The sequence below is a fragment of the Paenibacillus sp. RRE4 genome, assembly GCF_031844205.1.
Lineage (GTDB): Bacteria > Bacillota > Bacilli > Paenibacillales > Paenibacillaceae > Paenibacillus > Paenibacillus xylanexedens_B.
Window position 1 is genome coordinate 2730519 of sequence record NZ_JAUZUT010000001.1, and the last position, 26978, is coordinate 2757496.

The 26978-nt window shown below is 47.1% G+C and carries 23 protein-coding genes; 9 read left to right on the forward strand and 14 right to left on the reverse strand.

Translation table 11 applies throughout. The features are described from left to right. Positions 1-61: 61 nt before the first annotated feature. From Q9R46_RS12295 to Q9R46_RS12305, 3 genes are all read left to right on the forward strand, one after another. A complete protein-coding gene (locus Q9R46_RS12295; protein ID WP_251505439.1) occupies positions 62-1054 on the forward strand; it encodes a multicopper oxidase domain-containing protein in 993 nt (330 codons plus the stop codon). Positions 1055-1077: 23 nt separating this feature from the next. After that, entirely contained in the window at positions 1078-1761 is a 684-nt protein-coding gene (locus Q9R46_RS12300) for a Crp/Fnr family transcriptional regulator (protein ID WP_145413236.1), read from the forward strand. 123 nt (positions 1762-1884) lie between these two features. Next, positions 1885-2310, forward strand: coding sequence for a YlbF/YmcA family competence regulator (locus Q9R46_RS12305; protein ID WP_311280257.1), 426 nt, complete (start codon positions 1885-1887; stop codon positions 2308-2310). 151 nt (positions 2311-2461) lie between these two features. Here Q9R46_RS12305 and Q9R46_RS12310 read toward each other — a convergent pair whose 3' ends face one another. From Q9R46_RS12310 to Q9R46_RS12320, 3 genes are all read right to left on the reverse strand, one after another. After that, the gene (locus Q9R46_RS12310; RefSeq protein WP_311280258.1) at positions 2462-3187 is read right to left on the reverse strand and encodes a ZIP family metal transporter; all 726 of its coding nucleotides are present in this window, start codon (positions 3185-3187) and stop codon (positions 2462-2464) included. 192 nt (positions 3188-3379) lie between these two features. Continuing rightward, positions 3380-4375: a glycoside hydrolase family 43 protein gene (locus Q9R46_RS12315; RefSeq protein ID WP_154890552.1), complete on the reverse strand. Its 996-nt coding sequence runs from the start codon at positions 4373-4375 to the stop codon at positions 3380-3382. A 713-nt stretch (positions 4376-5088) separates the two neighbouring features. After that, on the reverse strand, positions 5089-5838 hold the full coding sequence (locus Q9R46_RS12320) for a YwiC-like family protein (RefSeq protein ID WP_311280259.1): 750 nt from the start codon (positions 5836-5838) through the stop codon (positions 5089-5091). Positions 5839-5894: 56 nt separating this feature from the next. Between Q9R46_RS12320 and Q9R46_RS12325 the strand changes: the two genes are divergently transcribed. Then, complete coding sequence (locus tag Q9R46_RS12325) at positions 5895-6596, forward strand: Crp/Fnr family transcriptional regulator (RefSeq protein WP_311280260.1); 702 nt, start codon at positions 5895-5897, stop codon at positions 6594-6596. Between the two features lie 185 nt (positions 6597-6781). Here the strand turns inward: Q9R46_RS12325 and Q9R46_RS12330 are convergent, their stop codons facing one another. Genes Q9R46_RS12330 through moaA form a run of 6 tightly spaced genes read right to left on the reverse strand, consistent with a single transcriptional unit; the run spans position 6782 to position 15917 of the window. Then, positions 6782-8293 carry a nitrate/nitrite transporter gene (locus Q9R46_RS12330; RefSeq protein WP_090917000.1) on the reverse strand — a complete coding sequence of 504 codons (1512 nt, stop codon included), beginning with the start codon at positions 8291-8293 and terminating at the stop codon, positions 6782-6784. Then, complete coding sequence (narI, locus tag Q9R46_RS12335; RefSeq protein ID WP_311281019.1) at positions 8294-9007, reverse strand: respiratory nitrate reductase subunit gamma; 714 nt, start codon at positions 9005-9007, stop codon at positions 8294-8296. A gap of 14 nt (positions 9008-9021) precedes the next feature. Then, complete coding sequence (narJ, locus tag Q9R46_RS12340; protein ID WP_311280261.1) at positions 9022-9678, reverse strand: nitrate reductase molybdenum cofactor assembly chaperone; 657 nt, start codon at positions 9676-9678, stop codon at positions 9022-9024. A gap of 17 nt (positions 9679-9695) precedes the next feature. Next, the gene (gene narH, locus Q9R46_RS12345) at positions 9696-11168 is read right to left on the reverse strand and encodes a nitrate reductase subunit beta (RefSeq protein WP_090917004.1); all 1473 of its coding nucleotides are present in this window, start codon (positions 11166-11168) and stop codon (positions 9696-9698) included. Further along, positions 11158-14874: a nitrate reductase subunit alpha gene (locus Q9R46_RS12350; RefSeq protein WP_311280262.1), complete on the reverse strand. Its 3717-nt coding sequence runs from the start codon at positions 14872-14874 to the stop codon at positions 11158-11160. The genes narH and Q9R46_RS12350 overlap by 11 nt, the downstream gene beginning before the upstream one ends. Positions 14875-14915: 41 nt before the next feature. Next, positions 14916-15917, reverse strand: a complete 1002-nt coding sequence (gene moaA / locus Q9R46_RS12355; RefSeq protein WP_311280263.1) for a GTP 3',8-cyclase MoaA — start codon at positions 15915-15917, stop codon at positions 14916-14918. A gap of 321 nt (positions 15918-16238) precedes the next feature. On the opposite strand from moaA, the gene Q9R46_RS12360 reads away from it, so the two are divergent. From Q9R46_RS12360 to Q9R46_RS12380, 5 genes are read left to right on the forward strand one after another with little or no spacing between them, the layout of a single operon-like run. Beyond that, complete coding sequence (locus Q9R46_RS12360) at positions 16239-16472, forward strand: DUF2249 domain-containing protein (protein WP_090917009.1); 234 nt, start codon at positions 16239-16241, stop codon at positions 16470-16472. Between the two features lie 17 nt (positions 16473-16489). Further along, positions 16490-16867 (forward strand): hypothetical protein, encoded by a 378-nt coding sequence (locus tag Q9R46_RS12365; protein ID WP_311280264.1) that lies wholly within the window; start codon positions 16490-16492, stop codon positions 16865-16867. Continuing rightward, complete coding sequence (locus Q9R46_RS12370; RefSeq protein WP_221788245.1) at positions 16860-17513, forward strand: DUF2249 domain-containing protein; 654 nt, start codon at positions 16860-16862, stop codon at positions 17511-17513. The genes Q9R46_RS12365 and Q9R46_RS12370 overlap by 8 nt, the downstream gene beginning before the upstream one ends. A gap of 13 nt (positions 17514-17526) precedes the next feature. Then, positions 17527-18759, forward strand: a complete 1233-nt coding sequence (locus Q9R46_RS12375; protein WP_311280265.1) for a hypothetical protein — start codon at positions 17527-17529, stop codon at positions 18757-18759. A gap of 25 nt (positions 18760-18784) precedes the next feature. Then, on the forward strand, positions 18785-19084 hold the full coding sequence (locus Q9R46_RS12380) for a metal-sulfur cluster assembly factor (protein WP_145413227.1): 300 nt from the start codon (positions 18785-18787) through the stop codon (positions 19082-19084). Between the two features lie 249 nt (positions 19085-19333). Here the strand turns inward: Q9R46_RS12380 and Q9R46_RS12385 are convergent, their stop codons facing one another. From Q9R46_RS12385 to Q9R46_RS12405, 5 genes are all read right to left on the reverse strand, one after another. Next, positions 19334-19675: a cupin domain-containing protein gene (locus tag Q9R46_RS12385; RefSeq protein WP_311280266.1), complete on the reverse strand. Its 342-nt coding sequence runs from the start codon at positions 19673-19675 to the stop codon at positions 19334-19336. Positions 19676-19868: 193 nt separating this feature from the next. Next, the gene (locus Q9R46_RS12390) at positions 19869-20888 is read right to left on the reverse strand and encodes a diacylglycerol kinase catalytic domain-containing protein (RefSeq protein WP_397386345.1); all 1020 of its coding nucleotides are present in this window, start codon (positions 20886-20888) and stop codon (positions 19869-19871) included. After that, positions 20881-21084 (reverse strand): hypothetical protein, encoded by a 204-nt coding sequence (locus Q9R46_RS12395; protein WP_145413226.1) that lies wholly within the window; start codon positions 21082-21084, stop codon positions 20881-20883. Before Q9R46_RS12395 ends, Q9R46_RS12390 begins: the two co-directional genes overlap by 8 nt. Beyond that, on the reverse strand, positions 21081-22124 hold the full coding sequence (locus Q9R46_RS12400) for an SPFH domain-containing protein (RefSeq protein ID WP_145331660.1): 1044 nt from the start codon (positions 22122-22124) through the stop codon (positions 21081-21083). Before Q9R46_RS12400 ends, Q9R46_RS12395 begins: the two co-directional genes overlap by 4 nt. A 186-nt stretch (positions 22125-22310) precedes the next feature. Continuing rightward, positions 22311-26681 carry a glycosyl hydrolase 53 family protein gene (locus Q9R46_RS12405; protein ID WP_311280267.1) on the reverse strand — a complete coding sequence of 1457 codons (4371 nt, stop codon included), beginning with the start codon at positions 26679-26681 and terminating at the stop codon, positions 22311-22313. Positions 26682-26978: the final 297 nt, after the last annotated feature.

Consider the following 26978-nt stretch of genomic DNA (forward strand, 5'->3'; position numbering starts at 1 on the left):
TTACTTACACAAGTTCGTTTTTGTGAAAATCATCACTTGCTAATTGAAAGGTAGTGAATCTATGCTCTCGTTTCCCAACATTTATAAATACACGCTGATCCTGACCATCTTCACTGCTGCACTCTCTCATTGCAGTTCGACAAGTCCAATTCAGCAGAGCCAAAATGAAGAAGCCTTTTCAAGCACTGCACCAAGCCAGCCGCCCGTTGATCCGGTTATTCGCAGAGATGGCCAAACCGTATATATCGAAATGACCTCTCAAGTGACAGATATTGAAATTTCAAAAGGAGTCATCTATAACGCCTGGACGTTTAATGGAACGTCACCTGGCCCAGTCCTGCGTGTAAAGGAGGGCGACACGATCGTTTTTACGTTGAAAAATAAAGATACGCGTATGAATCACTCGATGGACATGCATGCCGTACATGCTTCTCCGAGCAGTAAATTCATTGATGTCATGCCGGGGGAAGAAGGTACTTTCACTTATCCGGCCTCCAATCCCGGCGTATTTATGTATCACTGCGGTAGCAAACCAACCCTAGCTCACATTGCCAATGGCATGTACGGCATGATCATTGTTGAGCCCAAAGCAGGATATCCTTCGGATCACCTCGTTGATCGTTCGTATACCCTTGTGCAGAGCGAATGGTACAAAGAGCACGATTACAATTCTTTTGTTAACGGGGAACCTGAGTATGTTGTTTTTAATGGCAATACCTTTACTTTGAAAGAACATCCGCTACTGGCGAAAGTAGGAGATACCGTGCGCATTTATGTTAGTAACGCTGGTCCAAATGAAGTCTCTTCCTTCCATGTTGTAGGGACGATTATGGATCGTGTATACAAGGACGGCAATCCAAGAAACATCGAGTATGGTATTCAGACCGTTATGCTACCTGCCAGCGGAGGAGCGGTTGTCGAGTTTACCGTCACTGAGGAAGGTGACTATCCCATCGTAACCCACCAATTTAAACATGTAGACAAAGGTGCTTCTGCCGTGCTCCGTGTCACGAAAGATGGTAAAAATCACGGTGGTAAGACCATGGCTCATTAAATATACAAAGAGGTGACTAAGAAATGATCTGTACCCATGGAAAAAACGATGCCTGTTTCACCAAAGTTTCGCTTTTTCAGCATCTGGACCCTGCGGACGCTACATTGCTGACCTCGCTTCTCCATACCCAAAAATATCATAAAGGTGAATATATCGTGCAGGAAGGCGAACGTTCAGACACCCTCTTTGTGATACATCAGGGCAGTGTAAAGCTCTCCAAGTATAATGAGAATGGCAAAGAACATATTATTCGCTTCCTGTTCTCCGGTGATTTTTTCGGACAGAATTCATTACTACATCAGACACCGCATCAATCGAATGCGGAGGTTCTTGAGACCTCGTCGATATGTTCTATCCGCAAAGAGGATTTCGACCAATTACTTGAGCAAGACCCCAAACTTGCTTACCATTTCCTGCTTGCCATCACCCGTCTACTCAATGAGACCGACGAGTGGAATAGCTCCCTCAGCGCTATGACGACGGAGCAGAAAATTGCAAAGCTTCTTCTCGATTTCCATACCCGGAATCATGCCAACCCTGAGATCCGACTGCCTGTTTTCAAAAAGGATATAGCCTTGCTCTTAGGAATTACTCCAGAGACGTTAAGCCGGAAATTAAACATGATGCAACATCAAATGCTGCTTCAAGTAAACGGCAATGAAATTCGGATTCTGCAGCTACAGGAGTTGAAAGATATGATCTCCTGATCGATTCATCGTCTGCTTGCATATGTAAACTATTTAACCCAGGTTGTGAGTATCGTCACAGTGAACGTCTGATTTACAGTATAAAGTGAATAACAAGAAAAGAATTTTCAGGAGGCTAACCTTATGACAACTACCGTTGTTAAATTGGACAAACAACTCATTATGCATAAAATGCAGGAGCTATGCTCCCTATTGTTACAGGATGAAGGCTACAAAGAGATGCGTGAGATGATCGACCAATTTGCCGCAGATGAACAAGCGACAGAGCAGTATGAACGCTTCATGGAGAAACATCAGGCCCTTGAAGAGAAAGAACGTCAAAATATTGAGTTGCTCGAATCCGAGATTAAAATCTACGAAGAGGAAGAACGTGCGCTTTACGATCATCCGCTGATTCGCAGATTTATCTATGCACAGCGTGAGTTCAGCCAATTGCATCAGCAGATCAGCAACTATTTTACAAAATCGGTTGAATTGAATCGGCTACCAGAAGGCAAAGAACTAGGTAAAGAAGCCTGTGGCTGCGGTGGAAGCTGCTCGGGTCATTAATATCAATTTAAAGTTGAAACATCATCAATCTATAAGAAAAGAGTATCCCATTCAGAATTGAACTGATGAGGATACTCTTTTGCTTTGATAGATGTCAGACTTCGGTTTGATGCGATAAGAGTTTTATATGATGTTTCAGAGTACACCCAAACTAAATATCCAGCAGCAAGGACACTAGCAGTCCCATCGATGCGATCAACCCTACCACAGGTCCTCCTTCTTCAAAAGCCTCAGGCATCATCGTTGAACAGAGCATAGCTATGATACCCCCTCCGGCAAAAGCGCCAATCGCTGCTCCGATCTCCTTCGGAACCTGTTCCAGAAACAGATAGCCGCCCATTGCGGCAAGGGCAGAGATCAGCAATACACCAAGCCACATCAGTAGAATTTCACCTTTGCAATATTTGCTATTTTTCAGTCCTGCCGTACTGGACAACCCTTCAGGAATATTGCTGACAAAGATCGATACCACCAGCACCACACTGACACCTTTACCTGCTAGCAAACTGGCACCCAGCATGATCGATTCGGGAATGGCATCCATCACTGTGCCTGCAAATATGCCGAGTCCACTTTGCTGGCTTGAATCTTTTTTGCTGGAACGTTTCCGATTGGACCCGCCTTTGGCCGAGATGAGCCAATCAAACAGGGTATACACCACAGCTCCTGCGGTAAAACCGACAGCAGTTGGCAACATGCCTCCATCATTCAATGCATCTCCAAGAAGCTCAAACGTTGCTGCACCAATCAGCGTGCCTGTTCCAAAAGCCATAATCCAACCGATAACCCTTTTCGGAATCTTCAAGAATAATGCGGCAAGAGCACCAATTACAACCGCTGAGGCGGAGATGCCGCCCCACATCAATGCAGTCCACATTCGGGTAGGCCCTCCCTTTTTCCAGATCGTTTTATCTCCCATTAACCCGGCGTGACAGATTAAAAACAATCACCTGTTTCAATAGATTCTATTTTCAGACTGCGCTGTATGCTAAAGAAAGCAGCCCCGTCAGGAGCTGCCTCATGTCATGCCGTATCTTGTAATCTGATCTGTTTCCGCTAACCCGTCAGCTTACTCGGCATCAGGATAAGGATTGATCTTCTGGATCGTTCCGTCTTCGTTGTATTTCAACTCGGAATATTTAACGCAGCGCTTATGGTTGACGCCTTCCGACAGGGAGCTGTCGTGATAGAACAGATACCACTTGTCTTCGACTTGCACAATGGAATGGTGGGTTGTCCAGCCGATAACCGGAGAGAGAATCTCACCCTTGAACGTGAACGGCCCCATCGGGTTCTTGCCGATCGCATATACGAGCTTATGCGTGCTTCCTGTAGAGTAGGACAGGTAGTAATAGCCGTTATATTTATGCATCCATGGGCCTTCAAAATATCTCCGTTCCTCATCCCCGGCCAGAATTGGATTCCCATCTTCATCGACGATGGATATCTCGACAGGTTTATCCTGGAAGGACAGCATGTCGTCGCTGAGCAGGGCAACTTGCGGTCCAAGCGCCGGCTGGTCAGGAGCCGGTCCTTCTGCATCTGGCACGAAGCTCCCGGTCTGCCATTTCTCCAGCTGGCCGCCCCAGAGTCCGCCGAAATAGATGTATGACTGATTGTCATCATCCACCAGTACGGCCGGATCGATACTGAAGCTGCCTTCCATGTAATTCGGCTGCGGCGTGAACGGCCCTGCCGGAGACTCTGATGTTGCCACACCCAGACGGAAGATGTCGTCATGATCACGTGCCGGGAAGAACAGGTAATAGGTATTGTTCTTATAAGCAGCATCCGGAGCCCAGAGCTGCTTGGAAGCCCACGGAATATCTCTCAGATGCAACGCTTCGCCGTGATCGACGACCGGGGAATCGAAGTTGTCCATCGAGAGCACATGATAGTCTTCCATTTTATACTGGTCGCCGTTATCGTTGCTCGGCTCGTCATGATCAAGGTCATGGGAAGGATAGATATAGATTTTGCCCTCGTAGACATGGGCGGACGGGTCCGCAGTGAAGATGTGGGTTACGAGCGGCTGGTGAGGCTTAGGTAAATGTTGTTGATTCATAAGGCATCTCCTTTGGTATTGGAATAATAGAATCCTTCATAAATAAGCAGGACTAGCTTTCTTTATACCGTTGCCCGAGGCGTGAAGTTCAGAACTAAGACCGTCTCCATCATGAGATGGTACTGGTGAGGCACGCGAACATGGTTGGCCCCCCATCGTCCAGCGTGTAGGCCTTCCTGCTCGGTCCGGAAATAGCGCTCAAATATCCGGCGATTACGGGATTACGGTAATTCATTGAATGCATCGTACCTCCCTCTGAAATCAAAGCAAGCGCTTACAATATCTAGTGTAATTGTACTAGATCCGCTTGTTCTTTCCTATACTCATACTTAAGATCTTCCCCCGAAAAAATGTATAATTCCCCCTATCCGATTATACTGGAAATAAACACCTATTGCTCGCGTTTTACTTACTTGGGTGAACATTTTTTGGTCGATATCGGTTGTAAAAACGGATATATGCTTTATTGCTTATTCCAGCGTCAACCTTTGGCAGTCTGTCGTGGTAGGCATAAAACGTTAGAGGCTGATCGCTGTAAACGATCTGTCCTCTAACGTTTTTTTGAATAGCGACTTCAATGGGAACAACTTCTTGTCCCTTGACATGTCTTCATGGTTGGTAAACGTTCAGCATCATTCCATGTCAATCCGATGACGATGTGACCTATGTCACCTGATGTGGACTTAAATCACGTTATGATAACATGATGTGATTTATAGCAGGATGAACCAGAGCAGGAACTGCACCGCTCCAATGATCTCAATGAAGCCCACCTTCATAGGACGTAGCGTTTGACCTGCATATCGAAAAGCTCTCGCAGCAGAATAGACGAAGGCCAGCCCCATCCATGGATACCCAACGATAGCCGGAATGAATAGCAGTATAACATGCACAAGACGTGACAACCTGATCCAGCGAGGATTGTTGCGTTCCCGAAAGACGGATTTCACAAAGAACGTACTTCCCGTAAAATGTAAAAAGGAAAATAATACAACGATCAGCATGCCATAATCCCATTCACCACTGCCAATTAAATAAGCTGCTGCTCCGCCAAGGGAGAACACTAGCATCGCACAAAGGTCATTGGTCAGTGACCTTTCTGCCTTATGTCTCACATGCCAGATGTTAACCAGGAGTAATCCTACCAGCACAGGTCCAAACCATAACAGCGAGGATTGCCCAACGACGGCCGGTATAAGACAGACCAAAGCTACCGTGCCGTATATGGCGGCCCATGTATATAAGCGACGCCGATTCGCGTTTCGTTTGAGCGACTGTAGCAAAGGATATGCGGTCAGATATAGGCCAAGCCAGGCTATGAACAGAGGCACGTGAAGCCACTGGGGGCTACTTGCCGCCACACCTACGAGGAAAGGCACACTGACCATCGCCCACCCACCGTGCTCATGAGGGATAACGATTGATTTTAGGTTCATACTTGCGTTGATTTTCAATTCAATCATAACCTCCTATCCGATTTATCATTACAAAATTAGAGCTTTAGAGAGGATGAACTCGTATGACCCGTGTAAATAAAGAAAACGCAGCAGAATTCCTGCAGCAATTCCCTATTTTTCAGGATCTCAGCCCTGAAGAGTTGAAACAGGTTGAAGAAATCGCCATATCCCGCAACATCAGCAAAAAAACAGTGATCTTTAGTGAAGGCAGTGAAAAAGAAGCGGTGTTTTTCATCCGTACCGGCATTGTCAAAGCGTACAAAACAGACGAGAACGGACATGAACAGATTGTCTCCTTTCTCAAAACAGGAGATATGTTCCCACATACCGGATTTTTCAATGCGCATCCCTATCCCGCTACCGCTGTTGCGATCACGCCGACAAGCCTGCTAGCGATTCCCGTCCGGCATTTTGAACGTCTTATGCTCAGCACACCTTCGATTGCCATCAAAATCATGCGTGTACTCGGCGATAAAATACGCGAATTACAAGATAAGTTACAAGTGCTCTCCGGTCAGGATGTGCGTAATCGTGTACTCTCCTTTCTTCTCATGCTGGCAGAGCAACATGGTCAGCAACAAGCAGATAAGATTGTCATCAATCTGCCCATGACCCACCAGGAATTTGCCAATTCCATAGGAACGACAAGAGAGACAGCCAATCGATTGCTGAACCAGCTTGCGAAAGATGAGTTGCTTGAGGTTGATCGTAGTCGCATCATCATTCATAACCTGCAGGCTTTAAAGGAACAACGAGACGCCTGAGCATAACGATAAGGTGCTGCATGCATTTTGCTTATTCTTTCTTCTTACTTCTTTCCTCTTCTTCTATCCGAGTGTGAAGACTGCCACTTATGCAAAAAGAGACCTTAACTACTGTAAATCAAGTTAAGGTCTCTTGCTGTATGTTGGATCACTTTTTCAAAACCTGTTCCGTTGATGTGATTCGCTCAGGCAATCGTAAGATCGGGTTTACTCATGTCACTGAACATACCGGCGTAATATTTGACTTCTCCAGCTTCATTACGAATCGCTGTAATACTAAGCCATTCCTGATAGACCTCACCGTTTTTCTTCCGGTTCCAGATCTCGCCCTGCCAGTATCCTTTGTCACGCAGTTCCTGCCACAACTGATCATAGAACTTTTTATCCTGCTTGCCTGATTTCAGCATACTTGGCTTCTGTCCTACCGCTTCTTCTGCTGTATAACCTGTAACTGCCGTGAAGGCTGGATTCACAGAACGAATAACACTGTTCGTATCTGTCACCAGAATCGCTTCAATTGTATTCTCCAAAATGCTGGCAGACAGTTGAAGTTTCTCCTGATAGAACATCCAGATGACAAGCACGAGACTTACCAGTGCAATCTGGGATAACGCCATGAATCCAATCGCATAATGCCCTGTCATACTGTACAACAGTGTCAGCATCAATGGAGGGAAGAAACCACCCAAACCACCCATAGCTGAGATCATACCATTTGCGATTCCTGCTTGTTTGACGAAATACATTGGCACCAATTTGAAAATCGTACCGTTACCTGTCCCCGCGCAAAGCGCTACAGTCAGACAGCCCACTGTATAGATATAGAAGGATGGCGCGAAGGATAACACAATCGCCGCTACCGTCAATCCGCCAAATACAAACATTAATATTTTGAACGGATTAAATTTATCACCCAGCCATCCGCCAACCGGACGCATAATTGTTGCGACCAGGATGAATCCTGCGGTGCGAAGTCCGGCATCAACCTTATCCATCTGGAAATTGGTTACGAGGAAGTTCGGCAAGTAGACGGTGAACGCCACGAATGAACCAAACGTTAGGAAATAAAAAAGACACAAGAGCCACAGTTTATTATTGCGTGATACGTCTTTCAGCTGCTGCATCAGAGGAAGGGTGACACGTGTTTCTTTTTTGTCTCCCAAAACAAAGTTGAGTGCCGCCATACCAATTAGAAGAATACTGTAAAATAATACGGTTTTGGACCAACCCACCTGAGCAGCAACCAAAGGAGCTCCAAACGCCGAAAGCGCCGTACCCAAGTTACCAATACCATAGATCCCGTTAACAAAACCGTGACGCTCTTTGGGATAATACTTCGGTAATGAGGTTACTCCAACAGAGAACACAGCTCCACCGATCCCGAGGAAAAATCCCCCAATGACCAGATCACTGAAAGATGTTGCGCGGCTTACCCACCATACTGGAGCGAGTAACAATACAAAGCTGATCATGAAAATGTTACGTGCCCCGTATCGGTTCGTCCAATACCCAATCGGAATACGGGCAATCGAACCGATCAATACCGGAATAGCCGTTGCCCAAGCCAGCTGTGATGACGTAAGTACGATGTCTTCTTTAATGAAAGGCATGAGTGATGACAGAATCACCCATACCATGAAACCGAGAATCAGACTTGCGGTTTGCAAGGGCAGTTGAACTTTACCTTTTTGTTGCATTTACATCGCCCTTTCCTTATGTTGTTCTTGATTCTGATTCGGATACACGGCTCCGTCTCTTCTGCGATACAGCACGTAGCTACGTCTGAGATATCCGAGAGGCATACTCAGCATGTGAACGAGACGTGTGAATGGGAACACACAGTACAGCACAAATGTAAGCAAGATATGAACTTTGAAGTTCATTGGCACAGTTTGCATTAGAGCCGGATCAGGTTGGAAGACCAGAAGTCCACGCAGCCATGGATTAATCGTTGTACGATAATCAAACCCACTGTGGTTTACCGCATTAGCGGATGTTGCCAGAATGCCAGTTACGATAACAATAATCAACATGGCGAGGGCCAGCCAATCCCCAACGCTGCTTGTTGCGCGCACTCTACGAGCCGTATAGCGGCGTACCAACAGAATAACCAAACCGGCAAATGCAATAATTCCTGCCGGTAATCCGCCGAACACAGCGCCCATATGATAGGCTTCGTCACTCAGACCAATCCAGTGGTAAAATTCGATCGGTACTAGCAAACCGGCAATATGTCCGCAGATGACGGCGAAAATGCCGATGTGGAAGAGTAAACTCCCCCATCGCAGCAACCGTTTCTCCAGCATCTCACTTGATTTGGATGTCCAACTAAACGGATTGGTTACATATCTCCAGATGGTCGCCGTGATACAAAACACGATGACCATATACGGGAGAGCACCCCATAACATTAATTCCAGTGTACTCACCGACTGCCCCTCCTCATCAGCTCAACGATCTCGTTCAGACCGCCAAGCGGTTGATTCTGTTCTTCTTTGCTTGGTTCAGGTACGTCCGAAACAGACGGCTCGGGCATCACCTGTAACATCAGCGTAAGGAGCGGCCCGTATGGACTGTTTTGTCCTGCAATGCTTTCGGTCATCGATACCAGCGCTTTATGGCAACTATCCAGAACTCCAATGGCATCCTGCTCAGGAGCCTCGGCAATGAATTCAAGCACCATGGGCAAGTAATCCGGGAGTTCGGTAGCTTCCATATAGAAACCAGCCGCTTCATATCTGCGTTTCAAATCAATCAGTGCTGGCCCGCGATCCCTCTCATCGCCATGCAAAGCATACGTCAGATAGAGATTCGATTTTTTATCAAAGTCAAAAGAACGAACATACGCGTCTTGCCACCGTATGGCATCTAGAGCCTGAGCACTACTGATGAAGGTTAACACGGTCTGCTTCACTTCTTCATCAGAGATCGAAAGAACAGCTTCCTGTACGCCTTGTAATCCCTCTCTCCACTCGGTATCCGGATATTGCAGCAGATAGGAGATCAGTTTGCAGACCATTCGTCTTGTTTCCGTGTCGTACACCGGCTTTACGATTGGTTCTGGATCGATATCAATTGTCATCGTTGTTGTCTCCTCTCCTATGAGAATACGCCGCAAGAACCCGGGCCGCCTGCAAAGTCAAGACCGCAGCTGCCTTGTTCACTGAAGAGATCCGCCACTTCCTCACGGTGAGCTGGTGGGATCACAAAACGATCATCGTATTTCGCGATAGCGAGCAGACGATACATATCTTCAACTTCCTGCGCACTCATGCCTACCATATCCAGCAGGTCGGACTCACTTGTTTTGCCGGTTTGCTGGTTACGCATATGAATACGCATTACAGCCATTTTGCGCAGTACTTCACGAATACGTCCTGTATCTCCAGCCGTAAGCAGGTTCGCCAGATATTCAACCGGAATACGCATGTTATCAATCGCCGGGAAAATATCGTTTGCTTCGAGCGAGCTTCCTTGGCCTTCTACCCGGTTCGTGATCGGGCTCAGCGGCGGAATGTACCATACCATTGGCATCGTGCGGTATTCAGGGTGCAGTGGAAGTGCGATCTTCCAGTCAATCACCATTTTGTAGATCGGGGACTGCTGCGCTGCTATAATCCAGTCCTCTGGAATGCCTGCTGCCCGTGCTTCACGGATGACTTCAGGATCATTCGGATCAAGGAAAACATCCATTTGTGACTCATACAGATCCTTTTCATTCTCAACCGATGCTGCCGCTTCAATGCGGTCTGCATCATAGAGCATCAGACCGATGTAACGGATACGTCCGACACAAGTTTCGGAGCAGATCGTTGGCAGACCCGCTTCAATCCGCGGGAAGCATAGTGTACATTTTTCGGCTTTGTTCGTCTGCCAGTTGAAATATACTTTTTTGTAAGGACAACTGGATACACAGAATCTCCATGCACGACAAGCATTCTGGTCAACCAGTACGATACCGTCCTCTTCCCGTTTGTACATGGCACCTGATGGACAAGAGGAAACGCAAGACGGGTTCAGACAGTGTTCACAGATTCGCGGCAGGTACATCATAAATACCTGTTCAAAATCCATTTTGATCGATTCCTCGACACCTTTCATGTTCGGGTCTTCCATCCCCGTTATATGAGCACCGGCGAGGTCATCTTCCCAGTTTGGACCCCATTCGAGGTTCATGTACTCTCCCGTGATTTGGGATTTCGGTCTTGCGACCGGCTGGTGTTTTTTCTCCGGACTGTTGGTCAGTTTTTCGTAATCATAAGTCCATGGCTCATAGTAATCATCGATCGTTGGTTGATCCGGGTTGTGGAAAATGTTAAGCAAACGTCTGGCACGCGTACCGGATTTCAGCTCCAGCTTGCCATTTTTCATCTCCCAGCCGCCGCGATAACGCTCCTGATCCTCCCATTGTTTTGGATAACCGACACCTGGTTTCGTTTCGACATTGTTAAAATACATGTACTCTGCACCTGGACGATTCGTCCAGGTGTTTTTGCATGTCACGCTGCATGTATGGCATCCGATACATTTGTCCAGGTTCATGACCATACTGACTTGTGCTTTAATCTTCAAGCCAATCCACCTCCTGCAGTTTTCTAATGATGACGTTCAGGTCACGCTGGTTGCCTGTCGGGCCATAATAGTTGAAACCATAACTTAACTGGGCATAACCACCGATCATATGTGTTGGTTTCACGTGAATACGAGTCGGACTGTTATGCGTACCACCGCGTGTCTGTGATATTTTCGTACCCGGAACGTTAATGTGACGGTCCTGAGCGTGATACATAAAGGCTACTCCGCGTGGAATCCGGTGCGTAACAACTGCTCTTGCCACAACGACCCCGTTACGGTTGAAACATTCGATCCAGTCATTGTCCACCAGGCCGGCGTCCTCAGCATCTTCATGATTCATCCAGATCGTTGGACCACCACGGAACAACGTCAACATCGGCTGTGCATCATAGTACATACTGTGAATGGACCATTTATTATGCGGTGTCATGTAGTTCAGCACGATTTCTTTGCCGCCCTCGATCGGACGTTTACTGTTTGGATGGAACGGTGTATGTTTCAGAATCGGTTTGAAGGTCGCCAGCGTCTCACCGAACTCACGCAGCATCGCATGGTCGATATAAAACTGTTGTCTGCCCGTCAATGTACGCCATGGAATCAGACGTTCTACGTTGGTTGTAAACGGTGAATACCGCCGCCCGCCTTTTTCCGATCCGCTGAATGCAGGTGATGTGATGACTGTTTTCGGTTTTGACGTAATCTCATCAAATGTGAAACACTCCTCCGAGCGCTCTTCTGCCAGGTCCTTCAAGTGCAGTGCCGTCTTCTTCTCAAGTGACTCCCACGCACGTACAGCCATCTTGCCGTTTGTGGTGGTAGAGAGCGTCAGAATTGCTTCAGCAACGTTACGATCTGTACTCAGATCTGGACATCCTTGTCCAATACCATCTTTTCGGTTAACACCAAGAATGCCTATCAACTTCTCATACTCCTCGGTTGCAGACCATGAGATCCCCTTCGTACCAATCGGTTTATCCTTCACATTCGGTCCGAGACTGATCATTTTGTTGTAAACCGCAGCATAGTCACGTTCTACCACATGAATATGCGGCATCGTTTTGCCCGGAATAGCTTCACATTCTCCAGCACTCCAGTCTTTGATCTCACCATACGGCTGCGCGAGTTCATCCGGTGAATCATGCAGCAACGGTGTAGTCAAAATCTCCTTCTGCGGTCCGTCGAACTGCTGTGCAGCCATGTCGGAGAACACACGTGCAATCTCCTTGAACGTATCCCAGTCGGAACGGGATTCCCACTGTGTAGCTACTGCCGGATTGAATGGATGCACAAACGGGTGCATATCCGTACTGCTCAGGTCGCTTTTCTCATACCATGTGGCTGCTGGCAGTACGATATCGGAATACATTGCTGTACCCGCCATCCGGAAGTCCATGTTGACCATAAGATCCAGCTTGCCTTCCGGAGCATGTTCCACCCACTCCACATGCTCTGGACGAAGTCCCAGATCATCATCATTCAGCAATCCGTTCGTGGCACCAAGCAAATGCTTGAGGAAATACTCATGTCCCTTGCCTGAGCTTGAGATCAGGTTTGCTCTCCAGACAAACAGCACACGCGGGAAGTTCGCCGGGTCATCAGGCTGTTCAATGGAGAATTTCAGATTTTTATTTTGCAGTTCGGATGCCACGTAAGCTCCGATCTCTTCAATCGTTTTTGCTCCCGCATCCAGTGCATCCTGATGCAAATCAATCGAGTTCCGGTTAAATTGCGGATAAGATGGAAGCCAGCCCATGCGTGCGGCCATAACATTATAGTCAGCAACGTGCTCGAAGCGCGGATCACCCTCAAGTGCCGAGGTCAGCTCTCCGACCTTAGTCTCCTCATATCTCCATTGATCTGTTGCAAAATAGAAGAAAGATGTACCATTTTGCAGACGCGCAGGTCCACTCCAGTCACGTGCAAACGCAATCGTCTGCCAGCCTTCCGCCGGACGCAGTTTCTCCTGACCGACATAGTGAGCCCAACCACCACCGTTAACCCCCTGACAGCCTGTCATCAGTAGCAGGTTGATAATAGCGCGATAGATGACATCAGAGTTGTACCAGTGGTTGATCCCGGCTCCCATAATAATCATGGAACGGCCTTGCGTATCAACCGCATTTTGTGCAAACTCACGTGCAATCTGAACGACGGTATCCCGGTCAACCCGGGTGATTTTTTCCTGCCAAGCTGGTGTAAATGGCTTATCTTCTTCCGCTTCCAGAACGACTCCTGCAACGATTTCAGTAGAGTCTGCTGAACGCGTCATTTCACGATCAACCCCGTACTTTGCCAGCACGAGATCGTATACTGATGTAACCGTGATCCAGCGATCATCAACCCAGATGCGGCGAACCGGGATTTGACGTTCCATTACGTGACTTCCTTCGTCATTGAAGTAAGGCAGTTGCACGGTTACGAGATCATGGTGCACACCGAGCATGGAAAGTCTTGGATCAATCGGCTCGCCGGTATCCACCTGCTCCATTTTGAGATTCCATGTACCTTCTTCACCCCAGCGGAAGCCCATACTGCCTTTTGGAATCGCATAGGATGCCGTATTTTCGTCATATACAAGGGTCTTCCATGCCATGTTGTTGCCCTGGATGCCCAGGTCTTCCCCAAGCAGGAATCGTCCTGCAGTGTTCACGCCATTCTTCTCTTCGACAATCAACAAATTCGGGAAGTCTGTATATTGCTTCGCATAAGACATGAAGTAATCCGTAGGATGATCGAGATAAAATTCTTTCAGGATGATGTGTCCCATTGCCATGGCAAGCGCGCCGTCTGTACCTTGTTTTACGGACATCCATGTGTCAGCGAACTTCACATATTCCGCATAATCCGGACTGATGGATACCACTTTGGTTCCTTTGTAACGTGCTTCAGCAAGGAAGTGAGCATCCGGCGTACGTGTCATCGGCAGGTTGGAACCCCAGACCATAATGTATCCTGAGTTATACCAGTCGCTACTCTCCGGAACGTCTGTCTGATCTCCCCAGATTTGCGGGGATGCCGGCGGCAGATCCGCGTACCAGTCATAGAAACTGAGCAATGGTGAACCTACCAGAGACAAGAAACGGGATCCGGCAGCGTAACTGACCATAGACATCGCTGGAATCGGGGAGAAACCAATGATACGGTCTGGGCCGTAATCTTTGATCGTATGAATCATGGAAGCAGAAATAATCTGCGTCACTTCGCCCCATGACGCACGCACGAGTCCGCCTTTACCACGTACCGATTTGTATCTTTTTACTTTCACTGGATCATTCGCAATACTTGACCAAGCCTGTACGGGATCACCATGCGTTTTCAGAGCCTCACGCCACATTTCCAGCAGCGCACCACGCACGTAAGGATGTTTCACACGCAATGGACTATAGAGATACCATGAGAAGCTTGCTCCACGCGGACAACCACGTGGTTCGAAATCAGGCATATCCGGCCCGGTTGATGGATAATCCGTCGCCTGTGTTTCCCAAGTCACGATGCCATCTTTCACATAAATCTGCCAGCTGCACGAACCCGTGCAGTTCACGCCGTGTGTGGAACGCACCACTTTATCATGTTGCCAACGACGGCGATACACATCTTCCCAGTCCCGGTTAACCGGGGACATCTCACTCCAGCCTTCCGCGTTTTTTTCGCGTTTGGCAAAATACTTCAGTTTGCCCATCCAGGGCATGCTTTTGCTGCTCATTGTTGTCCTCCCACAATTGTGACCTGTTGATGCTGGTCTTCCTATCCTCCAATCTGCGACATATGCCGCAGCGTAGGTGTTCCGTTAATCTGCTGCCCTTTTAAGGCGTTTACCATGTCATGAGTTTCGGGTTTGGAGCCGAGCGCCTTGTAAAATAAATCCTGAACCGCTTTGTCGTTACCAACGAGCGGGCGAACATTGTACTCATCCGACCAGTACAGACAAGGCTTGATGTTACCGTCAGCGGTTAACCGGAGCCTGTTGCAACTGCCGCAGAAATGACTGCTGACCGGATGGATCAGACCAAATGTTCCAGCGGCTCCAGCGATCCGATAACTATCTGCCGGACCATTGCCGTACACATCACCGCAGCTCTCATAGTTCCATTTGGCTCCGCAAGTGTTCAGTACATGTTCAAGCGGCAAATAACTCGACTTCCAACCGGTCCCACTGTCTCCGATGGGCATGTATTCAATAAAACGAATATCAATTGGAGCTTCCAGCGTCATGCGCAGAAAATCCTCCACCTCATCGTCATTTACACCCTTCATCAGTACAACGTTGAGCTTGATGGGCTTGAATCCAGCCTTTTGACTGGCTTTGATCCCCTCCAGCACGCGATGTACCTTACCGCCCCGTGTAATACGCGCAAATCGCTCCGGCTTGAGCGAATCCAGACTAATGTTCACGCGTGTCAGACCTGCAGCTTTCAGCATCTCGGCATGAGCTGCCAAAAATATGCCATTGGTTGTCAATGCAATGTCTTCAATCCCCGGAATAGCGGATAACATCGCAACCAGTTGATCCAGCCCCTTGCGAACCAGAGGTTCTCCGCCAGTCAATCGCAGTTTCCGTATGCCTAGCGGAGCAAGTGCCTGGACAATCGATGTAATTTCTTCATAGGACAAAATGCGTTCTGTCGGTTCAAACTGCATTCCTTCTTCCGGCATGCAGTACACACACCGCAGATTGCAACGATCCGTAACAGATATACGCAAGTAATCATGCACACGTCCAAACGGGTCTATGAGTTTTGATTCCATACACGTACCTCCTTTCTCTCGGGTGCTGTCATGACATCGCTAAAGGAGAACACTCGCTTCCTCACATGTATTGTCAATCATGGGCTTAAGCATAATGATGTCCAACTCTGCTAACTGTGCAAAATATCACAAGAACTGAAACATAACGCACAGTTGCATATTTATGAAAGCTCCGCAAGCCTTTTCCGAACAGGATTTCAATCCAAATAAGGCGAGATTATGACAAAAATAAAGGTGTGAGCAGGCTCACACAGCCCCGCTGTCTGCTTTTCTATAATCAAGTTGCAACACCACACTAATCCCAATTTGGAGGAATGACCTATGAACACATACGCTGCAACCATTAATGCCACAGAGTATCCGCCTCATTTGAAACATAAAATTATCTTTGAAACGTTTGAAGCTCTTCAGCCTGAGGAAGCGATGTTACTCGTTAACGATCACGATCCAAAACCGCTCCGCTTCCAGTTTCAATCGACACATCCTGACGGCTTTGACTGGGAATATATCGAACAAGGTCCTATAACGTTTCAGGTCAAAATCACTAAACGATAGATTGGAGTTGAACGGGAATGGCGCATGTTGAAATCATTAACGAGACTACACTGCGTCTGACGCTGGGACTCGAAGATGCTGTATCCATGATTCAGATCGCTCAGCGTGAGCAGGCAGCCTATGCACAGGAGATCATTACGATTTACGAGAAAATGCCCGTGTTCGAATTCACTCATTTCTGCTTTTATGCCTATGACAGTGCGAGACTGTTTGAGCGTGTGCTTGAGATGGACCCCAAAACCTATCTCTCCTTCTCCCTGGATGCACCTGATTCATTCTTCTATGCCCTGTACGGAGGCATGGCCGCTTTATATGAATCTTCGATCAAGGTTGTTCAGCAGACGGAAGCAGCTACGGCAGTCAGCATCGAAACGGATGTGAACGTTCATGCTTGAAACCGACGTTAATATTGTTGAACTGGACGTACGCCCTCATCTGAGCAAAAAACTGGAGCCCTTTCAGCTCATTATGGATACCGTTAAAGAACTGAAACACGAAGATGTATTGGTCCTGCATGCGCCGTTCAAGCCGACTCCATTGCTTGGCATTCTGAAAATGAAAGGATACTCCAGTACATCGGAGCGTCTGGAATCCAATCATTGGGTGACCACATTTGTGCATAAAAAAAATAAAACCGCTGCAGAGAAGATTTCTGCGGCGGTTCAATCCAATACGTTGGCTCGAACTGAATTAACTTCATCGTCGATTGAGGATTCGGGTTCAGAGGATGCCATGAATTCCTGTGAAGGGCAACCTCCAGCAATAGCTGAAACTTCGACATCCGAGGTCTTGTCAGATGAGCCCATAACACAGGAACTGAAAGAGCCAACCATTGTACTGGACAATCGCGGACTGGAGCCGCCCCAGCCAATGATGCGCACATTAGCTGCACTTGAACGTTGCAAACCGGGAGAAGTTGTACTTATTCATAATGACCGCGTACCCGTTTTTTTGATCGAGGAACTGAATCAGCTCGGTTGTCTCTACACCGTTGAGGACCAGACGGATGGCACAGCCAAAGTCAGAATTGAAAAAGGGTAAGGGGGCGAAAGCCATGTCCAGGTTGCCGTTTCTTTTTATCATCACGGGCATCGTTGGATTTGTAATGTATCACGCATTCTCCCTGCTCTCCCTGACAGGCTGGCTTGGTGATGAATTAAGGGGACCCGAAGGCTGGTTTCATGCGCATTTGTTCGTACTCGGATGGGCCACCATGCTGGCAATGGGTGCCGTTTATCAGTTGATACATGTCATTTTACAAACGAATATATATAGTACAGTGCTTGGTTACTGTCACTATTTCTTGTTCACCGTCGGTGCTACAGGCATGTTGATTGGTTTTATTCGCACAGATGTAATATGGATTGCAGGTTCAGCAACGCTTGCACTATCCGGCATTTTGTTATTTGGCTTGAACATGGGTATCACCCTCTACCGTGCTTCCATATGGAACCCTGTAACGATCAGTGCAGCGTGTGCCTGTCTGTACCTTGTACTTACCGGTTTATCGGGCATGCTGATGGGACTGAATTTTGCTTTTGGTGACTGGAATGGTCTGCATCAACGATTGTTTGGCGCACATATCTGGATGGGAACCCTTGGATGGTTTGGCATGTTAATTACCGGGTTCAGTTACAAAATGCTGCCGATGTTTTATTTGTCCCATGATTTCTCTATCCGATTGCAAAAGATGGTCCTGGTCCTGTGGAATGCTGCTGTTATTACAGGAGTGATCGCATTCCTGACAGGTATCCAAGGTGGCTTGCTCTGGTTTGCGCTTTTGCTTTTGACAGGAGCACTGATCTGTTACGTATACCACCTGGAGCAAATTCAGGAGAAACGGCATAAAAGCAACCCTGGCCCCGGAATCCGCTGGACGGTCTATGTAAGCCGTGCCTTGCTCGTATATTCCATGGCTCTGTTAATCTATAGTGCGCAAGATGTAGAGCTACTCCTTGATTCACGCGTTGTGCTTCTGACTGGCTGGGTATACCTTGGAGGCTGGGTATCTCTGACGATCCTCGGGTATGCTTCCAAAATTGTGCCTTTTCTATGGTGGACCCACAAATACGGCAAGCTTGCCGGACGTCCTGGCACTCCACTCATGGCTGGCATGTTAAGTGAAAAAAGGATCAATCATGGAATACTTGCGATGGCCGCAGCCAGTCTGCTCTTAGTCAGCGGCATTCTGGTCAATCTGGCGGAAGTGATGATGGTTGGCGGAACATTATTGTCTATGAGCTCTATCGTGTATATTTCAAATATCGCGCTGGTATTCAGACGTTAACAAGATGGATTGGAGCGTGGAAAAGATGGAACAAACCTCACATTTACTCGAGTATTTAAAAGAAGTCTATGACCCGGAGCTTGGTGTCAACATCGTTGACCTCGGCCTTGTGTATGAAGTAAAGGAAGAGCCTGAACGCATTCAGGTACGAATGACGCTGACTACACCAGGCTGTCCACTGCATGACACCATCGTTGGAGCGGTAAAATGGGTTTTACAAGAAAATACAGACAAAACCGATATTGACGTGCAGGTGGTATGGGAACCGCAATGGTCTCCACAGCTGATGTCCAGAGAAGCCAAAGAAATGCTCGGATATTTTTAAATCGTGCTGATTATCAAGGATGTTGGCCAAAGCATTGACGTCCAAACAACGCAATCTAATCGACAACAAGAACAACATAAACATAATCACCGATACTAAATGACGTACTAAGTGCTGAATCGATCAGGGCATGGGTACGTTTTTGTGTTTGTTTTTCAGCATAGAAAAAGAGACCCCTAGCGGAGTCTGTAATTACTGATTACCTATTTATTTTATTCTGTTCTTTTCTGTTCTTTTCTTTTCTTTATATTAGATATCTTTAGCGTAAGAAGCTTCCGGCACTCTACTCAGTACCACAAATAAGCGAACTTCCGTATCACTTGTGTTATGAAATGCGAATTCCGTCTCTCCTCCGCAGGATACCACATCTTCTGCCTGAATCTCATGCTCTGCTCCGTCCAGAATTAGTGTACCCTTGCCTTCAACGACGAGCAACGTTAGGTCTGCACCGGGATGTCTGTGAACGGGAAGCTGTTGTCCTGGCAGAAAATGAAGCACGAAGGTTACACCGCCTCCTTGTTGAGATAACACCCTTTTCGTGAAACGTTCCGTACTGTAGGCTTTAACTTCTTGTAATGACGTGATACTCATGGTATTCATCCTCCTGTATTTGTTCTGGTTATGTGTTTATCTTAACGTGAAAAAACCTGCAACTCCTTGATTCAAATCAAGAAAACACAGGTTTGGATTTAGAATTTACATTTTCAAATATCACTGGTTTTATATATGAGCAAATACAAATATCAAAATAATAGAGATGAACGTTATAATAGAAGGAACTCGATTAAATCACCAGGCGCCCTCTCTTCTCTGCCAGACCAATCGTTGCGTGCACACCCGAGTTAAATTCCAAAAAATCCTGCTCTACCCCGTCACTGAAAATAACTCCATCCTCCGGCATCTGTGAAACGATGTGCAGTGGCTGCTTCCCGTGTATCTGTCCAAACACAAGATTGGCCGCTGTTGTTCGGCTTGGAAACGGTTCACGCACTGTAAAATACAGATAAGGGGCATCCCACGTAAATTCATTCTTGCTCTCCCCTCTTTCAGGCATCGTTCCTGTTATTTCAAATGATCTTTCTTCACTGGTCAGACGCTCCCTATCTACCGTGCTTATTTGTTGCCAAGCCGCCGAATGGACAATACCTGAAGCACCAGCCAGCACACTCTTGAACCATCCGGTTGATCCCATACCTGTAGATACAATAATGCCACTGGACGATTGCTGTTCCACCTTGGCTCCCAATCGCACTTCATAACGTGCAGACACATGTGTCTTCCGACCAATAAATAAATCATTGACCCCGTACAGCACCTGTCCGTCATTTAACTCAACTTTGGCGAGTGTAACTTCCTTAAGCGCGCGCCGTCTAAGAATCACGTCTGGAACAATGAAGCTTAAATCCTCCACCGTAAAAGGTAATAACACGCCGTCCCAACGCATCGGATCTGGATTCACACCAATGAGAGGCTGCTCGGTAACATATTTCAACGTATTGGCAACCAGACCATCCTGTCCGACCACAACCACAATATCTTGCTCTCCAAATATAAAGTTTGGCACATGCTCTCGGTCAATCATCTGAACACGTCCAAGTTGGCTCAATTGCTGCTGTGCAAGCTGGATCGATTGCTTGTAACGTCGATCTTCTTCGACGTAATCGCTAAAGTCAGCACCAAGACGTTCAATATAAAACTGAGCTTGCTGTACAGTGTTGTAACGTACAATCAATTCTTCCAGGCGGGTTCTGCGCTTAACCAAAATCAGTTTATGCTCACTCATGGGTTCATTTATTTTAACCATCTGTGATTCCACCTCCCGCCTTCCCTTTGACTCGAAGGTAACCTTTGTTCATTTTTTTGACTGTTTGACTGGCCTCACTGACTTGTTTCACCAGAGTGGCTTGATTGTCAGACACGTTCTGACTAACTCGACTGGATCGTATAGCCCGTGTTCTGGAAGCGGTAAGATTGGTTTGTTTCCCCCATCCAACAATCATCGTGTTGCCCCTCCCTTGCCTCTTCCTTCTGCTGGTGCCATCAGGCCCTGCAGCAGATCTGGTGAAATATTAAGTTGCCCGATCTTGCCCGCATTCTCAGCCAGTTCCTGGAACGCAAGTGCAATCAGTTTATCCGAGTTCATGCCCATATTGGCCATGGCCTGTAATACGTTCGGCTGTACATGCTGTAGCGAATTCATGACTGCTGCAATCTCATACGCTTTGGCATCTGCTTCGGCATTCTGATTCGCGATGGTGAGCTCGATTAACTGCTGCTTACGCTCTTCCATCGCTGTATTAAACTGAAGCTGCTCCTGCTCCATCTCGTTCTGCTTCTGTTTCACCGAGCGCTCTGCCTGTAATTGAGTTTCCCGAATCTGTTGTTTCTTCGTCTCCACCGCAATCTCGGTATTCAGTTCATTTTCCTTCACACGCCGTTCCTGCTCAATCGAAGCATTACGCCGTACATATAAAGCCTCATCTGCCTGTTTTAAAATTTCTTCCCTTGCCTGTGCCTCCAACGCGCGCATCGTTTCCTTATTTGGCAAAATAGCCAGAATGGATAGATTCATCAGCTCTACGCCCAGCTTTTCCAACTCTTCATGCTGTGCGACCTCTCGTTTCATATTGCTGGCGAGCCGTTCGCTGGATTGAATCGCTTCTTTTAACGGCAACTGCTCCAAATATTTCTTCGTGAGCACTTTTGCAATGGTAATCACCCGTTGATCCAGCTTGTGAGGATCGTCGGACATATATTGATTTTTGCGCAAATTATACGTGTAATTCAGGCTCTGTGTAATTTTGTTGTAATCCATAATGCGATAGCTCAGCTGTCCCTGTACGGTAACCGTCTGATAATCCGCTGTAATCTCTTCAAACATAAACGGCACATCCACCGAAGAAACAGGCAATACAACAACCGAAGTCGTTGGCTCGTAATAATAAAAGGATAAACCCACACCTTCACGTTGTACCCTGCCGTTCTTCACTTTCATTACATATTCACTCGGCTGAAACTTTACAAACCGGAATCCAAACATGGCTCATTCCTCATTTCTCATTAATGTCGTTTTGATATTATCGAAATGATAACAAATGATTTTAATATTGTCAATACGACATTAACGAATTCCATACGAAAAAAGAGACCGAATCATGGATTCGACCCCTTTCTTCTCTACATGTCATTTGCGTTTCATTAAATCAAGTTACCGTTGTTTCAATTTCTAATACAGCTGTTCCATCAATCTCGCTACTGCAACGGCGCCTTGCGCACGATTAGCGGTTTGTTTGGGAGCAAATGTGCTATCAGGCAAGCCGTTTAGTAGACCGAGTTGTGACATGAATGCCACAGAGTCTTTGGCATACTCGGCAATATCTGCTTCATCTCTGAACTTCATCTGGCCGGTGTCTACAGTAGCAGAGTTGTTATTACGTTCTGCTGCTTCCATCGCTCGATGTAGCATAACAGCCATATCCTGACGGGAAATGCGATCATTTGCACCGAATGTTCCGTCAGCTCTACCCTGAACAATGTTCATCGCAAGACCTGCGCGAACCGCATCCGCATACCATTGATCTGACTTGACGTCTGTCGGTAGCAGTGTAGCCGAAGAATCCGTGTGATTTGTTTTTCCAACCCCTTTAACGAGCATCTGTAAAAATTGGGCACGGGTGAGTTCACCATGCGGTTCAAAACGTGTGTCACTCATACCTGCAATGATGCCTTTGCTATAGAGATGTTGAACCTTTTGAGCTGCCCAGGTATGATGCTGTAAATCGGTTAACGGCACTTCAAGGTTGGTAATGACGTAACTGCCAGGCTTAGACGGCTTGAACGCCATCGTAGCTGTGGTCTGATCATACTTCGTATACGTCACAGGATGAAGTTCACCGTTAGTTGAGATGGAGTTGACAACCATCACCGTATGATCTGCTTTGACAGGTTGCACATCGGACAAAAGCACTTCAACCGTTTTGTCAGCCCATTGGATTGACTTATTATTGAGTAGCATCTGCACATCAACTACAGGATGATCGCCAATTCGGGCTTGCTGGTTAACGTTCACTTGTGCTATGGATCCTTCCGCAACGACAACGTCAAACGTACCTGTGTTCTCTGCAATCGTGAGCGGCAGGGACCGAAGCGGGACCCGAACTGTCGTTTTGCCTGCAACCACCTCGATGGACTGCACTTCCTCCGAACGAACCCATGAAGAGAGCTGACCTGCTGACACTTGGAACGTCACTGCTTTGGAACCGTCTGGTACATCGGCTACAAGCTTCAACGTACGTTTGCCTGTGTCCATTGATCTCAAAGCCTGAGTAAGCTCAGATGCACTTGGACGCACCGCATATGCACCATCTCCTGTTACCGTTCCTTTTACAGTAATGGAACCGCTCGCTGTTTCGTTCCCAGGTGTTGGCTGAGGTGTAACTACCGGATTGTTCGTACTTGTTGAAGGTTCCGATGACCCGGACGGATTACTTGGCTGAGATGGCTGTCCTGTGCCCGGGTTTGTCTGACGTGCCAGTTGTGCCATGGCTTCCTTCAGAAGTTGATCCGCACTGGTGAGCTCTTGTTCCGTAGCTTCCGCATCCAGAACAAGTTGCTGCGCTTGTCCCAGCACTTTGCTGAACACACTCCAGCTTGAAGCCGTGTAATCGGTTTGTTTCAACGCTTCCGCAGCTGTAACGGTTGATTTCAATACGGTCCTGTCACCCGGAATTGTACCATATGCCTCAAATTCCATGAATCCAACCCATGTCGGGCCAGCTGTAATGGTTACACGAATATAACGCCCCTCTGTTCCCTCGGGGAGAACATGACTTGGGGATGTAGATACGATAACATCACTGGTTGTATCCAATACCGTCTTGAAATGCTCATTATCATCGGAGACATCTATTCTGTATTTGATACCACCGCTCCACATCGACATTTCAAGTTTCCGGAGATTGGCCACCTGTCCCAAGTCCACCTTCCACCAAGTGTTGTCACCCGGACCAAGATCCGTTCCCCATGATGTATTTGGATTATCGTCAATTGCTCCTGACGGCGCATTGTCTTTACCGCCACCATTTCCAGCACTGCTGTATGCAGTAGCGGTTTTACCTGTGGTCAAGGCTTCTAGTTTGACCATATTTGTAAAAGCTTGTTTTAATGTATCCCGTGCTGCATTTACCTGAGATTGCATAGCGTCTGTTTGGTCTCTCACTTGAATAGCCGCCTGTAAAGCTTGCTGTAGAACCGACCAGCTGCGGTGTGTATATGAAGATTCATTTTCCAGTTGCATGAGCTGAATGAATTGGTGCAGTTCCGTTTTATCCACGTCAGACAAGCCCTTAATGGCTGATTCCAGGCGCTCTACCGCTTTATTGACATCAGTCTGAGTAGCCCGTGAGTTAGCCACAACGGATTTTGCATGTTCCAGTGCTTTACTGAATACGCTCCACGTTGCAGCCGACCAGTTATTCTGTTGGATCTTCTCTGCTTCTGCAATTGCCACTTGGAGCGATTCCAGTTCCGGTGTAATCACGCCGAGTTGTAACATCACATTTTCCAAATATGTTGTTGCAGCATCGGTTTCCTCTTGACTCACACCACCTGATGTATACGCTCGGGCGTACACCCCTTTAGCTTCAACAATTGCAGGAGCCAGACTGCCCCAGCTTTCTGGTGTGAAATCACTTTCTACAAGCGAGTTAGCACGTGTCAGTGCTGCTGCAAGTTGCTGTCGATCTGTCGGCATCTGTTCCAGTCCTCTTTTGTACACATCGAGAGACCATAACGCTCTTCCTTCATACGAATGCCCGCCATTCGCTGGGTACTCATCGTAATCAAACATGCCCTGGTTCTCCCATGCATCGCCTTCGGAGGCAATCCAGCCTACACCTGCCGGAATCCATGCCGGCTCCCAGTAGAAGAAACCTGCGCCACGATTATTCGGTACATTGGCGATCAAATCCATGATGCCTGCAATTGCATCGTATTGACCTTGCACTGTTGCCGGGAACGTGGCTCCACCTTGAATGAGCGCTTGATCCGAACCGATAATATTTCCATGCGCGTCCCCGTTTTTATAAGTAAACGGATAAGAAGTTTCAGCTATTATGACATCTTTCCCAAAGGCCGCTGAAACTTCGTTCATCGTTTTCTGCACATCGGCAAATGTACCGTGCCAGAACGGATAATAGGATAGCCCAATGATGTCATAATCGGAGTCGAGTCCTTGTTTTTTCAACTCATTAAAATACCATTTGAATGTCTCTGCCTTGCCACCTTCAGCCAGATGAATCATGATCTTCGCCCGATCAGAAGCATTAACGTTTCCTTCAACCGCGCGAACCCCATTAATTCCCTGCTTTAGCAAAGCTGCATTTTCCTCAAAATTCACGTCGCTGCTTAATCCATTGAGAAGACCACTGTTGATCTCGTTACCAATCTGCACCATATCCGGCATGGCTCCTGCCTTCTTCAGATCTCCAACGACTTCAACCGTATAATCATACACTGCTTGCTTAAGCTGATTGAAACTTAACTTTTCCCACGCTTTCGGTCTGAGCTGTTGACCCGGGTGTGCCCACTCATCGGAGTAATGGAAATCCAGCAGCACCTTTAACCCTTTTTGCTTCGCGCGTACGGCCATGGTAATGACGTCATCCTTATCGTTATAACCGCCTGATTTTTGTGGGTCATTCCACAAACGCAGACGTACATAATTGACACCTCGATCCTTGAGGATATCAAGCAAGTCCCGCTCGGTGCCGTTGCTATCCAGGTATTTTCCACCTTTATCCTCAATAGCCGTGAGTGTGGAAATATCGACGCCCCTCACATAATCGGAACGATAACCTTGTACAACAACCGTTGCTTCAGGCTTTTTCTCAGTACCATATACCGCACCAGTTACAGAGAATGAACCTGATTTTTCATATTGCGTTGGATCAATGCTCTCCCATGTGACAGGAACGAGACCCGACTTATTATTCGTAAAATTGGCTTTGACTTCCGCAGGCAGAACCGGCGCACTTCGTGCAAATGTACTAACATGAACGGAATCAAAACTGATAATATTAGCTGGTTCCATCCCTTCGGATTCTCCCCACACTTTAAACTCCAGTATTTGTGGCCACGCTCCACCTTCCTTATAAAAGGATATGTTGAGCTTAATGTATCGTACATTATTTTGTTGAAATGTAAGATCAGCAATCTGTTTCGCATCTGCGTTATCACTTTGATCCGTAACGGTAGACCAATGCTGCTGGTCAGCAGACGTTTCAACCGTATACTTCACTACCGTATTGTCCCTCCATGTTATTTCCGCTCCGGAAAGATTGTACGTTTCACCCAGATCAATGATGACCCACCCCGGTTTTTCAGAAGTCACTCCCGTTTCTGTACTCCAATAGGTACTCGCATCACCATCTACCAGATGCGTTTTATCGCCTCCCCATCGTTTTTCATCCGAGCTCACCGATACCGTTTTGTTCAGCGCGACATTGTTTTTTGCCGCTTCTGCGGGCCTGGCGATCAGACCCAGATCACAGAATAACAACAACAAAACAAGACAGCCGCTTATGTACCTTTTGTTCACCCTTGATCTCCCCTTCTTGTGTTTGTTTGTGCTTGGATCAATGAATGTCATGAATCATCCCCATTGTAAGCGCTTCATGATCCTTAGCAACACGGCATTATGCAAAGGAAACAGCAGTTATTTTAACAATGTCGACTTTTCTAAACATAATCCAGCCTAGCGTAATCCTTATTTTCCAGCCTCAGGGAGATGAACAGGTGCATTCTTTTTTCCGGCAAAAGCATATCAAAAGCAAAAAATCTGTTGCCCGCCCGGAGGCGGAACACAACAGATTTAGTGGGCTTACTATATTAAAAT